General features: G+C 55.9%; 11 protein-coding genes. 5 read left to right on the top strand and 6 right to left on the bottom strand.

Going from position 1 to position 14,255, the window contains the following annotated elements:
* Positions 1 to 2 precede the first annotated feature (2 nt).
* From H8B13_RS15510 to H8B13_RS15500, 3 genes are all read left to right on the top strand, one after another.
* Positions 3 to 845 (top strand): prephenate dehydrogenase, encoded by an 843-nt coding sequence (locus H8B13_RS15510; RefSeq protein ID WP_187311735.1) that lies wholly within the window; start codon positions 3 to 5, stop codon positions 843 to 845.
* Positions 845 to 1,945 (top strand): chorismate mutase, encoded by a 1,101-nt coding sequence (locus tag H8B13_RS15505; RefSeq protein ID WP_187311734.1) that lies wholly within the window; start codon positions 845 to 847, stop codon positions 1,943 to 1,945. The genes H8B13_RS15510 and H8B13_RS15505 overlap by 1 nt, the downstream gene beginning before the upstream one ends.
* 291 nt (positions 1,946 to 2,236) lie before the next feature.
* Positions 2,237 to 3,688, top strand: coding sequence for a phytoene desaturase family protein (locus H8B13_RS15500; RefSeq protein WP_187311733.1), 1,452 nt, complete (start codon positions 2,237 to 2,239; stop codon positions 3,686 to 3,688).
* Positions 3,689 to 3,814: 126 nt separating this feature from the next.
* Here H8B13_RS15500 and H8B13_RS15495 read toward each other — a convergent pair whose 3' ends face one another.
* Both H8B13_RS15495 and H8B13_RS15490 read right to left on the bottom strand, forming a co-directional pair.
* Positions 3,815 to 4,579, bottom strand: coding sequence for a porin family protein (locus H8B13_RS15495; protein WP_187311732.1), 765 nt, complete (start codon positions 4,577 to 4,579; stop codon positions 3,815 to 3,817).
* A 286-nt stretch (positions 4,580 to 4,865) separates the two neighbouring features.
* Positions 4,866 to 6,116: a hypothetical protein gene (locus tag H8B13_RS15490; protein ID WP_187311731.1), complete on the bottom strand. Its 1,251-nt coding sequence runs from the start codon at positions 6,114 to 6,116 to the stop codon at positions 4,866 to 4,868.
* A gap of 99 nt (positions 6,117 to 6,215) precedes the next feature.
* Here H8B13_RS15490 and H8B13_RS15485 point away from each other — a divergent pair, with 99 nt between their 5' ends.
* Complete coding sequence (locus H8B13_RS15485) at positions 6,216 to 7,592, top strand: lysophospholipid acyltransferase family protein (RefSeq protein ID WP_187311730.1); 1,377 nt, start codon at positions 6,216 to 6,218, stop codon at positions 7,590 to 7,592.
* Between the two features lie 25 nt (positions 7,593 to 7,617).
* Here H8B13_RS15485 and H8B13_RS15480 read toward each other — a convergent pair whose 3' ends face one another.
* From H8B13_RS15480 to H8B13_RS15465, 4 genes are all read right to left on the bottom strand, one after another.
* Positions 7,618 to 8,247 carry a hypothetical protein gene (locus H8B13_RS15480; protein ID WP_187311729.1) on the bottom strand — a complete coding sequence of 210 codons (630 nt, stop codon included), beginning with the start codon at positions 8,245 to 8,247 and terminating at the stop codon, positions 7,618 to 7,620.
* A gap of 2 nt (positions 8,248 to 8,249) precedes the next feature.
* Positions 8,250 to 9,077 carry a metallophosphoesterase family protein gene (locus H8B13_RS15475; RefSeq protein ID WP_187311728.1) on the bottom strand — a complete coding sequence of 276 codons (828 nt, stop codon included), beginning with the start codon at positions 9,075 to 9,077 and terminating at the stop codon, positions 8,250 to 8,252.
* A 107-nt stretch (positions 9,078 to 9,184) separates the two neighbouring features.
* Positions 9,185 to 10,837, bottom strand: a complete 1,653-nt coding sequence (locus tag H8B13_RS15470) for an FAD-dependent oxidoreductase (RefSeq protein WP_187311727.1) — start codon at positions 10,835 to 10,837, stop codon at positions 9,185 to 9,187.
* A 258-nt stretch (positions 10,838 to 11,095) separates the two neighbouring features.
* Positions 11,096 to 12,484: a sensor histidine kinase gene (locus H8B13_RS15465; protein ID WP_187311726.1), complete on the bottom strand. Its 1,389-nt coding sequence runs from the start codon at positions 12,482 to 12,484 to the stop codon at positions 11,096 to 11,098.
* A gap of 274 nt (positions 12,485 to 12,758) precedes the next feature.
* On the opposite strand from H8B13_RS15465, the gene radA reads away from it, so the two are divergent.
* Entirely contained in the window at positions 12,759 to 14,144 is a 1,386-nt protein-coding gene (radA, locus tag H8B13_RS15460) for a DNA repair protein RadA (protein WP_187311725.1), read from the top strand.
* Positions 14,145 to 14,255 lie beyond the last annotated feature (111 nt).

Below are 14,255 nucleotides of genomic sequence, written 5' to 3'. Positions count from 1 at the left end.
ATATGATAGTCAGTATAATAGGTGTCGGTTTAATTGGCGGCTCTCTGGCTCTAAGTTTAAGGGACTCTGGCCTAGCTACCCATATTATCGGCGTAGATCAAAGCTTCGAAAACCAAACGAAGGCCCTGAGCTTAAATCTGGTCGATGAGGTAGCTGACCTCACATCCAGCCTCAGCCGTGCTGACTTGATCGTACTGGCCGTGCCCATGGATGCCATGCTCACATTGCTGCCTCACGTTTTGGATTCAGTTGCTGATCACCAGGTAGTTATCGACGTAGGCTCGACTAAGCAAAAGCTACTTGGCTGCGTCGAGCAACACCCGCGCCGCGCCCGTTTCGTAGCCGTACACCCCATGGCAGGCACCGAGTATTCGGGTCCAGAAGCGGCTATACAGGGCTTGTTTCAGGGCAAAACCCTAGTCATCTGCGACGCTGAGCACAGCGACCCGGCTGCTGTAAGTCGCGTGGGGGGCATTTTTGAGCAGATAGGGATGCGGCTGGTGTACATGGGTGGGGCCGCCCACGATTTGCACACGGCTTACATCTCTCACATTTCGCATATTACCTCTTTTGCGCTGGCTCTCACCGTACTAAACAAAGAAAAAGAGGAGCAGCAAATCTTCGACCTGGCCAGCGGCGGCTTCGAGTCGACGGTGCGTCTGGCCAAAAGCTCGCCGGATATGTGGGTGCCTATTTTTCGCCAAAACCGCCTCAATGTGCTCGACGTGCTCAGTGAGCATTTGCGCCAGCTTCAGCACATGAAAGACGTGCTGGAACAAGAAGACTACCCCGCTTTTCATCAGCTCATCGAGCAAGCCAACCTCATTCGTAAAATCTTGAAATAATGGACAATACCCAAACCACCACCACCTCGGCCGCTGAGCTTACCAGCAAAAAGCCCCTGCTCATCTCCGGCCCCTGCAGCGCCGAAACTGAGGAACAACTCCTCGATACCTGCAACCAACTAGCCCAAACCGGCCGCGTCGATATGCTGCGCGCTGGCATCTGGAAGCCGCGTACTAAGCCCGGCGGCTTCGAGGGCATCGGCACGAAGGGTCTGCCCTGGCTACAAAAGGCCCGCGAGCAAACCGGCCTGCCCGTGATGGTGGAAGTGGCGACGCCCAAACACGTTGAGGACAGCTTGGCCTTCGAGATGGACGTACTCTGGATTGGTGCCCGCACGACAGTGAATCCGTTTTCGGTACAGGCCGTGGCCGATGCCCTGCGCGGCACCGACGTGCCGGTGTTCATCAAAAACCCTATTAATCCCGATGTGGAGCTGTGGGCTGGAGCGGTGGAGCGCCTGGCTAAAGCCGGCGTGAAGAAAATCGGCCTGATTCACCGCGGCTTTTCCAGCTACGGCAATACTGAATACCGCAACGCGCCGCTCTGGCAATTGCCTATTGAGATGAAGCGCCGTATGCCCGAACTGCCCCTGATCTGCGACCCCAGCCACATCTGCGGCCGCCGTGACCTGCTCGCCGATGTAGCCCAAAAAGCTATCGACCTTGACTTTGACGGCCTGATGCTGGAGTCGCACCGCGACCCAGACCAAGCCTGGAGCGACGCTGCTCAGCAAGTAACGCCTACCAACCTAGTAGCCCTCCTCGACAGCCTCATCTGGCGCCACGAAACCACCGATAAGCAGGAATTCCTGACCGTGCTGGCTAAGCTCCGCGACCAGATCAACCACATCGACGACGAGATTATGCAGCTCATTAGCAGCCGCATGGCCGTAGCTGAGAAGATTGGTACCTACAAAAAGGAGAACGACATCACCATTCTTCAGCCCAACCGCTGGAATGAAATCTTAGATCGTGGCGTACAGAAAGGTGCCAAGCTAGGCCTCACCAAAGATTTTATCCTCAAGTACTTCGACGCCATTCACCTGGAATCTATTAACCGTCAAAACCGCGTGATGAACCCGCACGATGACGTTAAGTAATGGCTGGGGGGCTTTTTCTCCAACAGGGAATATGGCTAGTCATGTATTGACAATACTGCTTTAAGAAGTAAACTAGCAAATCACAGAGTTTAACGTAAGCCCTTTTCTAAAGGCGGTCATGCAGAACGCAGTGAAGCATCTCGCGTGCAGTCGTTGGGATTACTAATCCAGCATCAGCACGCGAGATGCTTCACTGCGTTCTGCATGACCGCCTTTTGGATTGTTAACGGTTCGTTACCTTTCAGGCGCGGCCTCGTTTAACCAATTTGTACTTTATAACAGCCATTTCTAGTGGATAAGCGTGATTTCGATGCGGTAGTTGTCGGTTCAGGGCCGAATGGGCTGGCGGCAGCTATTACGCTCCAGCAAGCCGGCCTATCCGTTTTGATACTAGAAGCTAAAGATGCTATTGGAGGCGGACTGCGTTCGGCGGAGCTCACGCTGCCCGGCTTTGTGCACGACATTGGATCAGCCATTCACCCGCTAGCGGCAGAGTCACCGTTTTTCAAAACCTTGCCCCTGGCCGAACATGGCCTGAACTTCCTCACTCCGCCGGTAGCCGCCGCTCACCCCTTCGATACCGGTCGGGCTGCCACTCTGGTCGCCTCCTTAGCCGATACGGCGCACCAATTGGGTCCCGATGAAAAGGCTTACCGGCAACTGATCCAGCCCATCGTGCGCGACTGGCCAGTGCTAGCACCTGCTATTCTGGGACCGTTGCGCATCCCGAAGCATCCGCTAGCTATGGCCCGCTTCGGCCTCGACGCCGTTACTTCGGCTACGATGCTGGCCAAACGGTTTCAGACACTGGAGGCGCGAGGCTTGTGGGCCGGTATGGCCGCTCATGCCATTCAGCCCCTTACCAACGTCACTACCTCGGCCATCGGATTGGTACTGATGGCTATGGGGCATGTGCGCGGGTGGCCGCTACCGGAGGGCGGTGCCCAAGCTATAGCGCGGGCGCTGGCTTCTTATTTCGTGTCGCTGGGGGGCAAAATTGAAACGAATGCTCCCGTTAGCTCCCTCAAGCAACTGCCCTCCACCCACGCCGTACTTTTCGACGTCACGCCGCGGCAGTTGCTCAAAATTGCGGGCCATACCTTCTCGTCTCTCTACCGCTGGCAGCTGGAGCGCTACCGTTACGGTATGGGCGTGTTTAAAGTCGATTGGGCCTTGGATGGGCCGATACCATTTACCGCGCCTGAGTGCCGCCAGGCCGGCACCATACATCTGGGCAACTCATTGGAAGAAATAACTGCCTCTGAGCAGCAAACCAGCGAAGGCAAGCACCCCGAGCGGCCCTTTGTGCTTTTGGCCCAGCAAAGCCTCTTCGACCCAACCAGGGCGCCAGCGGGCAAGCATACCGCGTGGGCGTATTGCCACGTGCCCAACGGCTCACGCGTTGACATGGCCACGGCTATTGAAAACCAGGTAGAACGATTCGCTCCCGGCTTCCGCGACCGGGTACTGGCCCGCCATACCTTCAATACAAGCGAGCTAGAAGCGTTTAACAGCAACTTAGTAGGCGGCGATATCAACGGCGGCCTGCTGGATGTGACGCAGCTCTTTACTCGGCCTGTGATCCGTGCATCGCCATATCGCACTTCGGCTAAAGGCATTTATATCTGTTCGTCCTCCACGCCTCCGGGTGGCGGCGTGCATGGCATGTGTGGGCACCATGCCGCCCGGCAGGCTTTGCAGGATGTGTTTAAGCGCCAGCCAGCTTCCTTGCTTACCACTTAGCTATCAGAGGCATTTGGAGAACTCGGCTTCTGGCACAAGGAAAAAAAGGAATCTGTTGGCCACAAAAAAGCCCCCCAGAATATCCGGGGGGCTTTTTATTGGTTGTTGAAAGAATAGGGCGCGGAACTAGAAAGAAAAGTTTACTGAAGCTTTAATCACACGGTTCTGAGCGTCGAAACGGTCGTTTTTATCCAGGGAAGTAAGGCCGTAGTCGTAGCCAGCGCTCAGGCCCAGGCCGCTGTCGAACTGATAGCCCAGCCCGCCGACTACCCCAAAGTCCAACTCCCGGAATTGGTTGCGCACGTCGAAATCCTGTTTGAAGGCCGAGAAGCCTAAAGCACCGGCTTCCACCCGTACTTTATTGCTCACCAAGTACGACGCCTGCGGGCCGGCATAGATGTAGAGGCCGCGCGTGAGGTAAGCCTTGGCCAGTACAGGCACATCAATATAAGCCATGCGGGCAGTGGCCGTTACGCGAGTATTCAGGAAGTCGAACCGCTCAAAAGGAACACGGCCCGCGAGCTGGGTGCCTTTTTCGGAATAGATCAGTCCGGGCTCAATGGCGAAGTGAGAGCCCAGGGGCAGGGTTGCATACAAGCCAGCGTGGAAGCCGGGCTTCATTTCGCGCGTCACGGCGCCATTGGTCAACTCGGCCACATCAAGCACACTTTGCACGGCATCACCCGACCAATCGGCAACGTTGACGCCCGCCCGGAGGCCAAACTGTACACCCCGGCCAGGAGCAGCAATAGAAGTGGTAGTGGAATATTGCTTCGGACGGGGCGCTAAAGGCGCATTATAGGGTTGCCGAACCTGGGCCTGAACACCAAAGCCAGTAGAAAGGAGAAGAGCAAGCGCGGCCAGGCGACCGCAAAGACGCAGATTTTTCATATCCAGGAAATAGTAGAGAAGGAGAAAAGAAACGCCGCTAGTCGCTATGTGCACTTCGGAATAGCTGAGCGTTGCAAGGTATTATTGCAAAACCGTGCCAATCACTGCGTTATGCAGTGGTTGTGGTTGTAGCGTTCTGATTTATAGTCAATTAAAAATCAGAATAAGTACATGCAATCTTCTCTATACTTCTTGGACTGGTACCAAAAATTACTTTTAAAGTGATTTGAGTCTGCTGGTTTAAGTGTGCCGCCAACTCAAACAACACAGGTAATTTGCCCCCAGCCTATTCCTGAGAAGTGGATTGAAGCAGCTGATCAATCACGGCGAAAGCTGGGTTATTGGCGGGGAGGGCCTGCACCAAAAACTGACGAGCCAGCACAAGCTGATTGTGCGCCTGGGGGGCATTTTTCTGATCGAGGTACAGGTGCCCCAAGTATAAGCGCTGGTAGCCTTGCGCCAGCGGCTCCTGATTGGGCACCGCCGCCTGCTCGGTGAGAAAGGTAATCAGGTCGGGCGCCTGATTATTAGTTACATACAGATCGAGCAGCTCACGGTAGGTGCTTTCATCCTTGGGTGCCAATTGGTAAAGCTGATTGGTAAGCCGCACAATCTCCGGCTTGTTGTTGCCTTTGAGGGCAGCCAGCAGCTTGGGTTTTACTGTCGCTAGCTCGGTGGGGTCGATGGGCTCAGGGTCGGTGGAGGCCGGAGTGGTGCGGGGCTTCGAGCGGGCTGAAGTCTTGAGGGGGCGGCCTTCAGCCTTGCGCTTTATTTGCTCCTCAATATCGGCCAGCATGTAAGCGGCGTCGGATTTGAACTGCTCATCCTTGTACAGGTTGAGGGCAATGCGCACCTCATCCCGCGATTTTTCTAGCTGCTTCAGCTCAAGCAAAGAGTAAGCAAAGTGGTAATGAGCATCGGGAAAATCCTTCTTGAGTTGAATAGAACGCCGGAAAGGCGCCACCGATTGGGCAAAGTTGCCGAGGCGCTCGTGAGCATAGCCCAAAGCGTAATAAGATAGATAATCGCCGTAGCCGCGCAGGTGAGCCACCTCATAATGCCGGACCATGAGGGCAAAAAGCCGGTCCTCGCCCTTCGCCTTCTCAGCACAATCGCACTGCTGGGCGCTGTAATAATAGTCGCCCAGGGCTTTATCAAGCTTGTAATTGGTGGGGTTGCGCCGCTTGAGGTTGAGCAGAGCCGTCTCGATGGGGAACCGATATGCCGAGTCGTAGGAGCGCTGGGCGCGCATTTGCTCCAGCGTTTCTACCAAGGCCAGATCCTTCATCGAAAAAGTCTCATACTCACGGGTGGTAATGTGGTACGACAAGGCAATTTCCTGCTTGCGCATCACTATTGCCGGCCGGGTGTTTTGGCGGTCAAACTGCTGGAGCAGCACGAATGCCGAGTTGTACTTGCGCTGGGCTACCAGGTCATTAGCTTGCTTTAGGGCGGCTAATTCGGCTTTATCAGTCTGGGCCGAAGCGGCAGTCAAGGTCAGCAGGAAAGCGAGAAAAAACGAGAAGACGAGACGCATGAATAGAGCAGGAAAAATGAATGCGGCAGCAAAGCCTTGCCGAAGATACCGGGTTGAGAAATAATCCTGACTTTCGCTAACGTTTTACTGTTCCCATTTATGCTGTCGTACGCCTTACTCAAGCCCCTGATTCAACTGGGGCTGCGCGTTTTCTTCCGTCGAATTGAAGTGCCCCACCGCAAACGGCTGCAAACTCCGGGGCCGCTTATCATTGCTGCCAATCACCCGAATACACTCATGGACCCGCTGATAGTAGCCGCCAATCGGCGCGACTCAGTGGCTTTTTTGGCGAAGAGCACCTTTTTTAAGGGACCGTTTATGAAATGGCTGATGGCTCAAACCAACTCCATTCCTATCTACCGGCGCCAGGATGCGGAGGGCGAAGACGCCGCCCACGTAAGCCCGGCCGAGCTAGCCCGGCGCAACGAAGCCACATTCGGCCGCAGCTACGACTACCTCGACCAAGGCGGCACCATCATGATTTTCCCGGAAGGCACCAGCGTGACCGAGCGGCGACTGCGCCCCCTCAAAACCGGCGCCGCTCGCATCGCCCTGGGCGCGGCAGCGCGCCACGACTTCAAGCGCGAGGTGCAGATTCTGCCGGTGGGCATTAATTATTTCGACCCCAGCCGGTTTCGCTCCGATGTGCTGCTCAATGTGGCCCTACCTATTCAGGTAACCGATTTTGCGGCCCTGTACGCTCAAGATCCCATCGCAGCCGCCGATGAGCTGACTGAGGAAATTCGGCGGCGGCTGGAGGAAAACCTGGTCATAACCCGCGACGCGGCCGAAGACGAACTGGTGCAGCAAGTGGAGCGCACCTTCGGCGAACACCTCGCCCCCGACGATGACGAAACCCTTTACGATAACTTCGAGCTTAGTCGCAACTTGTCGGAGGCTATTATCTACTTCGAAAAACACGACCCGGCTCGCTTGCAGGAAGTGCGCGAGAAGCTAAACGAGTACATGCAAGAGTTGCGCGCATTGCGCCTCACAGATGAGTCGTTGGAGTCGAGCAACAAAGGCGAACGGTGGCTGCGGGGGGCAAAAACGGCGTTGAAGCTGGCGCTGGGCTTCCCCGTGTATGTGTATGGCGTAGTGAATAATTACCTGCCTTATCGGATTCCATCAATGGTGGCCCAGCGCGCCACCAAGGAAGTTGAGTTTGTGGCTCCTATCCTGATGGTGACGGGCATGGTTACCTTCAGCCTGGCCTACGCCGCCCAGATTGCCCTCGTACACTACTTTGTGCAGGATTGGCGCCTGACTACCCTCTACGCCCTGAGCTTGCCGATTACCGGGTTCTACGCTCTTTATTACTGGAATAACCTACAGGACCGTCGCCAACGCCTGCGGGTGCTACGGCTGTTTCGGCAGCAGCGCCCGGCTATAGAAAAGCTGCTGCGACAGCGCACCAGTATTATGCGGCTGCTCGCCAACGCACGGGCTGCTTATCTGGCTGGTAATGAGTTGTAAAGCTTTGGCTTGGGATTACACGCGTCTAAAAAGTGAATTTGCCCCCCACACCCAACGTCAGCACATCCGTTATTTTCAGCCCCGACAAGTTGGTAGCTAAGCTCACCACGTACAAGTCATTGGTACCCAATTCATAGTAAAGCGATACTGCCCGCTGTCGGCCCGTTGCATTAGGTTTCAATTCGCGCGTGACCCTCCCGCCTAAAAAGGCTCCGAAGCGCACCGTCGATGACCACCAATAGTAGCCTTTATAGTACTTGCTGTCGCGGGAGCGGTTGAGCGTGCGTGATGGGGTATAGTTCACTAAGCCGCCAAAAGACAGCGGGTGCATGCGCCACGCGGCATCGCGAAGTGTAATGGTGTAGGGCGTGTACGTGGTTTTGAGGGTAAAAATGCCCAGCGCTTTGTTACCCGCGTAGTGCCGGGGCACGTAGCCGGCCAGCACATCCACGTCGAGCCGCTGCCGTAACAGGCTATAGCCCATACCACCGCTCACCATGCCGATGCCGCCGGCCGTTTGCAGCACAGCGTGCTTTGGCACATACCAGCGCTGCACCGAAAGGGTTGCTGCCGAGTCAGTTGGGGCTTGGGCTGCCGCTGGCAATGCAGATAGAATCAACCCAAAAAAGCCCCCTAGAAGTAAAAAAATACGCATAGCTAAAAGGCGACTTTCTCGAGCTTAAACTGATCAGCGCCCCACACGGTCAGAATTACGTACTGACGCTTCTCAAAAGCAAAGGAGTTGATGTAGGTCACGCCATCCGCAAACGGCTCGCCGATGCTAAAGCTGTGGGCGTGACCATTGAGGTGAAAAAGCAGGCGGGGGGCTTTTGCCAGCGCCTCAGTGAAGGGTTTCACCAGCGTAGGGTCGAAATCTTCGTTGCTCGGCGGCACGTGGCAAAGCACAATTTGGCGACGTATGCCCACGGTATCAGCTAGTTGCTGCTGTAGCCAGCCTACATCGGGCACTTTCCCATTGAAGCCATACTCGCGACTATTCGTGTCGATGAGAATAAAGCGGGTGCGGTCGTAGGTAAACGTGTAGTTCAGCGGCCCGAATATCTCCTGATATGCCTGCCGGCCGTTAGCTACCTGGTCGTGGTTGCCGATAACGGTCAGATAAGGCACCTTCAAATGGCGCAAGCGGTCATTAACCCACTGCATCTCGCGGCGTAAGCCAAAATCGGAAATGTCGCCGGCTATTACGAGGGCAGAGATGCCGCGCTGACGATTTACACTTTCCACAAGCGGGCCAACTTCATCATAAAAGCGTTGGGAATCGCCGGTAAACACGAAGCGCAGCGTGTCACCGCCGGTTGGTTTTGGCTGAGCTTGCAGGCGCGCCAGGTTTTTGGCCGTCAGGTCACGGTCGGCGGCGCGTACATCGTTAGGGCTGAATTCAAACAGCTCGCAGCCCGTAAGTAGCAGGGTAGCCGCCGTCAGAAGAATAGCCTGACGAATACGGGGTATTAAAGTAAAAAACATTAATTCAACGAGTTGTAAAATATAAGAGGCTAAATAACGAGGTGTGTTATGCAACGCTAGGCGAATCAGGACAGGCGATAGTGGCTAAAACTCACCGCTTGTTACGCCTATTCATCCAGGTATTCGTGCACAAACTTAATCGCCATCGAGCCTTCGCCCACAGCCGACGCCACGCGCGCCATAGCGCCCACCCGATTGTCGCCGGCGGCGAAGATGCCCGGCACGCAGGTTTCGAGCAGATACGGCTCGCGGTTGCGCTTCCAAGCCGCCGCAAAACGTGGGTCAGTCACTAAGTCGCGGCCCGTAAGCATAAAGCCGCGCTTATCGCAGAGAATAATGTCTTGTACCCACTCGGTGCTAGGTTTGGCCCCAATAAAGACGAACATGGCCCGCGCCGGCCGCACTTCTTCCTGCCCGCGGTTTACAATGACTACTTCCTCTAGATGATCCTGCCCGCGGACTTCCTTCACCTCGGCAAAAGGCAGAATCTCAATATTTTCCGTTTGCCCAATCTGGTCAATCAGATACGCTGACATCGAAGCCGCCAACGACTCACCTCGAATCAGGATGAACACGCGGCGGGCGTACGAAGCTAGGTACATGGCAGCTTGCCCGGCCGAATTGCCGCCGCCCACGATATATACATCCTGCTGGTCGCAGGAACGGGCCTCGGTGCGAGCCGCGCCGTAGTACACGCCGGCGCCGCTCAGATGATGCTCGCCGGGCACGTTCAAGGTGCGGTAGCTTACGCCGGTGGCCAGCACCAGCGCACGAGTCCGCACTTCGCTGCCATCGGCTAGGGTCAATACTTTGTACTCGTCTTGCAGACAGAGATTAGTGACTTCCTGGGGGGCTAATAATTCGGCGCCCAGCCGAATGGCTTGTGCCCAGGCCCGGTGAGCAAGCTCGGCGCCGCTCAGGCCCGTCGGAAAACCGAGGTAGTTTTCGATGCGCGAGCTGCTGCCGGCTTGTCCGCCAGGTGAGCCTCGCTCAATGACCAGCGTTTTCAACCCCTCCGAAGCACCATATACCGCCGCCGCCAGTCCCGACGGGCCGGCTCCAATCACAACCACATCATAAAGCTCGGCGGAAGCTTTCTGCGACAAGCCTATTTTGAGGGCCACCGCCGCCCGCTCGGGGCGGGCCAGCGCAGAGCCATCTTCAAACACAATTACCGGCAAATCGGCGGGTGTGAGGCCCGTGCTTTGCAACAGCGTAGCCGCTTCAGGGTTCGTTTCAAAATCCAGCCACTGATACGCGACCATGTAGCCCGCCAGAAAGTCTTTCAATTCATGAGAAACCGGCGACCACTGGAAACCGATCAGCCTAAGTCCCTGAAAGCGCGGCTTATAATGCGCTTGCCAGGCAGCCAGCAAGTCGCGCAACGTGGGGTAGAGTAGCTCCTGCGGCGGGTCCCAGGGTTTTAGGAGATAGTAGTCGAGGTGGGCATTGTTGATGGCTCGAATAGCAGCTTCCGTATCGGCGTAGGCCGTGAGCAGCACCCGCTTGGCATCTGGAAAAATTACTCGGGCCTTTTCCAACAGCTCCACGCCTTCCATTTCGGGCATGCGCTGATCAGCCAGGAGCAGGGCCAGCGGTTCGGCGCGGGTAGCTAGCTCATTCAGAATTTCCAATGCCTCCGGCCCCGAGCTGGCCCGTAGCACCCGATAGTCGCGGCGAAACTCACTCCGCAAATCCCGGTCGATGGCGCTAAGCACCTGCGGATCATCATCCACAACAAGAAGAACTGGCTTTTTCATGGCGTTGATTCGTGCTTAGTAGACTATAGACTAATTAATAGATTAGTAGACGTCATGTTAGTAGGAGGTGCTCATGCCGAGCGGAGCGAAGCATCTGGCGTGTTTAGTGGGAGTACTAACCTCTCATCAGCACGCGAGATGCTTCGCTGTGCTCTGCATGACGTTCATATGTTACAGATTCAATCCAAAGGTACAGACGCGCTGGGGGGCTTTTTTACTTCAACTACTCTCGTACCAGCCAGAAAAAGCCCCCCGGACTTAGGTAAGCGCAGGAAGCCACACGCTAAACTCGGTGCGACCGGCCACCGAGCTTACCTCCAAGCGTCCGTTGTGACTGCGCACAATACGCTGCGCAATATCGAGTCCCAAGCCGGAGCCGGCGCCCGCTTCCTTGGTGGTAAAGAAGGGCTCAAAAATATGATTCAGCACATCGGGCGCGATGCCTGTACCATTATCGATAATGTCTATGCGCACAAATCCGCTTTGCAAATGAGTGCGCACCGTAATTTCACCTCCGGTGGCCACAGCGTCAATGGCATTGTCGAGCAGGTTCGTCCACACTTGGTTGAGGCTGCTGACTTGGCCGCGCACCAACGGAAGCTGGGGGGCAAAATCGCGCTTCAACTGGATCTTTTTGGCGCGTAGCTGGTGGCCCAGCATGGTGAGGGTGCTTTCCAGGCCGCTGTGTACATCTAAGGGCGCGCGGTCGGTGGCGCGGTCCATGTGGGAGTAGGTTTTCACGCTGGCCACCAAGGTGCTGATCCGGCCGCCGGCTTCCTGCACATCCCGAATGAGACGCTGCGTAGTGAGTTGGCCTTCCAACCAAGCAAAAGCGGCGGGCAGAGCCGCCTTGGGTAAGTCGGCGGCTACGGGGGCAAGTGTATCCTTCGTGACGCCGGCCTCCAATAGTCCGGCCGCGAGGCGGTAGCCATCGGCTACTCCTTGTTCTTCAAGCCAATCGGCCAAATCGTCTTCATAATCAGCGCACTCCAGCGCCGACATAGGCTTCTCATTGGTGGTTATTTCGGTGGCTAGCAGGGTCAAGGCTTTCAACGCTTCCGGAGTGGGGCAGTGCTGAAGCAAGTCCAAAAGCTGCGTGGGTTTGGCCAGGGTCAGCTCCTGTAAGGCCTGCGAAGCACGGGCAATGGCCGCCGCCGGATTATTCAGCTCGTGCGCCAACCCTGCCGACAGCTTGCCGAGGGCGCGCAGCTTGTCGTCGCGCTCTTGCCCGCGGGCTTCATCACGGGCGCGGTCACTCATCAGGGCCACTAAGCGCTGCGTCAGCTCCGGACTCGTCCGCTCCAACTCCGGAAACAGGTCGCGGTGCAGCACAAATACAACGGTAGGCATTGTTGCTATGCTATAGCCATTTACAACACGTAGCCGCGAATACGGCAGCACACCACTCACCTGCCCCGCACTCACTCGGAAAATAGGCTCGCGATTACCATTGCGCACGGCGAAAAACTGCAGTTCACCCTGAAGCAAGGCCATCATGTACTCGGCTGGGTCGCCGGGTTTAAAAATGACTTCGTCCGCCGCATATTCACGTCGCTCGCCGTGGGTTAGAAGCCAATCGATGGTTTCGGGGGGCAAATCGGCAAATGCCGGAACAGCGGCCAGATCAGTAGGAGCAAGACTAACCATATTATACGATAACTAAGGGAGAGTAAATCGCTATATAACAAGCCGCCAGCAGCTTGGGTTTGGGAAACTCAACTGCGGCCAGCCGGGGGACTTTTTTGCGGACTACAAACGCTTAAAGACCCAAAGCAAGATAAGCCCAATTCAATTTTAGCTGATCTGGCGCTACTAATACTTGCCACCACCGACAGCCAGAACCAGTGAGCCCCGGCAAATCTCGATCTTGCCAAACTTTTCCTTCCCGCTGAGCATTCTATACGTTCATCCGAACCGATTCATGGCCAAAATCAAGACCCTTTATTTCTGTCAAAAATGCGGTGCCCAGTCAGCCAAATGGATTGGCCGCTGCCCGTCGTGCGGGGAGTGGAACACCTACGTGGAGGAAGTAGTAGAAAAAGAAAATAACCAATCTACCGGCTCTTGGAAGCCTCCCACGGCTTCGCCCAGTGCCAAAACCAGCGCAAAGCCCCGACCCATCGGCGAGATTCACTACGAAGAGGAAGCCCGCATCGACACCCACGACGGTGAGCTAAACCGCGTGCTCGGCGGCGGCCTCGTACCCGGCTCTCTGGTCCTCATTGGCGGCGAGCCTGGCATTGGCAAAAGCACGCTTATGTTGCAGATAGCCATGAGCTTACGCCAGCTCAAGGTGCTTTATATATCGGGGGAGGAAAGCGAGCAGCAAATCAAGATGCGGGCTGAGCGCCTCGGCGACCAGCACCCCGGCTGCTACATCCTCACCGAAACCAACACCCAAAATATCTTCCGCCAGATTGACCAGCTACAACCCAATGTGGTGGTGGTCGATTCTATTCAAACCCTGCAATCTGGCTTAGTGGAGTCGGGGGCCGGATCGGTGTCGCAAGTGCGGGAATGCACAGCCGAGCTGCTTAAGTACGCGAAGGAAACCGGCGTGCCCGTGTTGCTCATCGGTCACATCACCAAAGACGGATCCATTGCCGGCCCCAAGATTCTGGAACACATGGTGGATACGGTGCTTCAGTTTGAGGGCGATCGGCACCTGAGCTACCGGATTCTGCGCACCATCAAAAACCGCTTCGGCTCTACTTCTGAACTGGGTATTTACGAGATGCAGGGAGCCGGTTTGCGCCAGGTATCCAACCCCTCGGAGATACTGCTGAGTCAGCGCACCGAAACCCTGAGCGGCATTGCCATAGGAGCTACGTTGGAAGGAAACCGGCCTTTGCTGGTAGAAGTGCAAGCCCTTGTAAGCCCCGCCACATACGGTACACCCCAGCGCAGCAGCACCGGTTTCGACTCCAAACGGCTACAAATGCTGCTGGCTGTACTCGAAAAGCGTAGCGGCTTGCGTCTAGGGCAACACGACGTCTTTCTAAACATTGCCGGCGGCCTGCGCCTCGAAGACCCGGCGCTCGATTTGGCAGTGTGTGCGGCCGTTGTTTCCTCGCTCAACGACATTCCGCTCAGCGGCGAAACCTGCTTAGCCGCCGAGGTTGGATTGAGCGGCGAAATACGGGCCGTCAGTCGGCTCGATCAGCGTTTGTCAGAGTCAGAAAAGCTCGGCTTTCAGGAAATGTACATTTCGCAGTTTAATGCTCGAGGTTTGGACTTGGGGCGCTTTGGTATTCGAGTACACCCGGTTGGGAGGCTAGACGAAGTGTTAACAGGCCTGTTTGGGTAAAAAATTTAGGCATGTTTATAGCTGGTAACAGCTATACAATAGCTCCAGCTATTCCGGTAAAATACCTTTTTGTCCCTTCTATAGTGGCTATGAGAGCTTTTACGCAGCTTA

This window comes from Hymenobacter sp. BT188 (assembly GCF_014333585.1).
Classification (GTDB): Bacteria; Bacteroidota; Bacteroidia; order Cytophagales; family Hymenobacteraceae; genus Hymenobacter.
Note: the sequence above shows the minus strand (reverse complement) of the source record. Positions and strands in the feature narration are given on the sequence as shown.

Excerpts from the sequence above, each read along its gene's own strand:
- H8B13_RS15510 (WP_187311735.1), top strand. The coding sequence starts at position 3 with ATGATAGTCAGTATAATAGGTGTCGGTTTAATTGGCGGCTCTCTGGCT.
- H8B13_RS15505 (WP_187311734.1), top strand. The coding sequence starts at position 845 with ATGGACAATACCCAAACCACCACCACCTCGGCCGCTGAGCTTACCAGC.
- H8B13_RS15495 (WP_187311732.1), bottom strand. The coding sequence starts at position 4,579 with ATGAAAAATCTGCGTCTTTGCGGTCGCCTGGCCGCGCTTGCTCTTCTC.
- H8B13_RS15490 (WP_187311731.1), bottom strand. The coding sequence starts at position 6,116 with ATGCGTCTCGTCTTCTCGTTTTTTCTCGCTTTCCTGCTGACCTTGACT.
- H8B13_RS15485 (WP_187311730.1), top strand. The coding sequence starts at position 6,216 with ATGCTGTCGTACGCCTTACTCAAGCCCCTGATTCAACTGGGGCTGCGC.
- H8B13_RS15480 (WP_187311729.1), bottom strand. The coding sequence starts at position 8,247 with ATGCGTATTTTTTTACTTCTAGGGGGCTTTTTTGGGTTGATTCTATCT.
- H8B13_RS15475 (WP_187311728.1), bottom strand. The coding sequence starts at position 9,077 with ATGTTTTTTACTTTAATACCCCGTATTCGTCAGGCTATTCTTCTGACG.
- H8B13_RS15470 (WP_187311727.1), bottom strand. The coding sequence starts at position 10,837 with ATGAAAAAGCCAGTTCTTCTTGTTGTGGATGATGATCCGCAGGTGCTT.
- H8B13_RS15465 (WP_187311726.1), bottom strand. The coding sequence starts at position 12,484 with ATGGTTAGTCTTGCTCCTACTGATCTGGCCGCTGTTCCGGCATTTGCC.
- radA (WP_187311725.1), top strand. The coding sequence starts at position 12,759 with ATGGCCAAAATCAAGACCCTTTATTTCTGTCAAAAATGCGGTGCCCAG.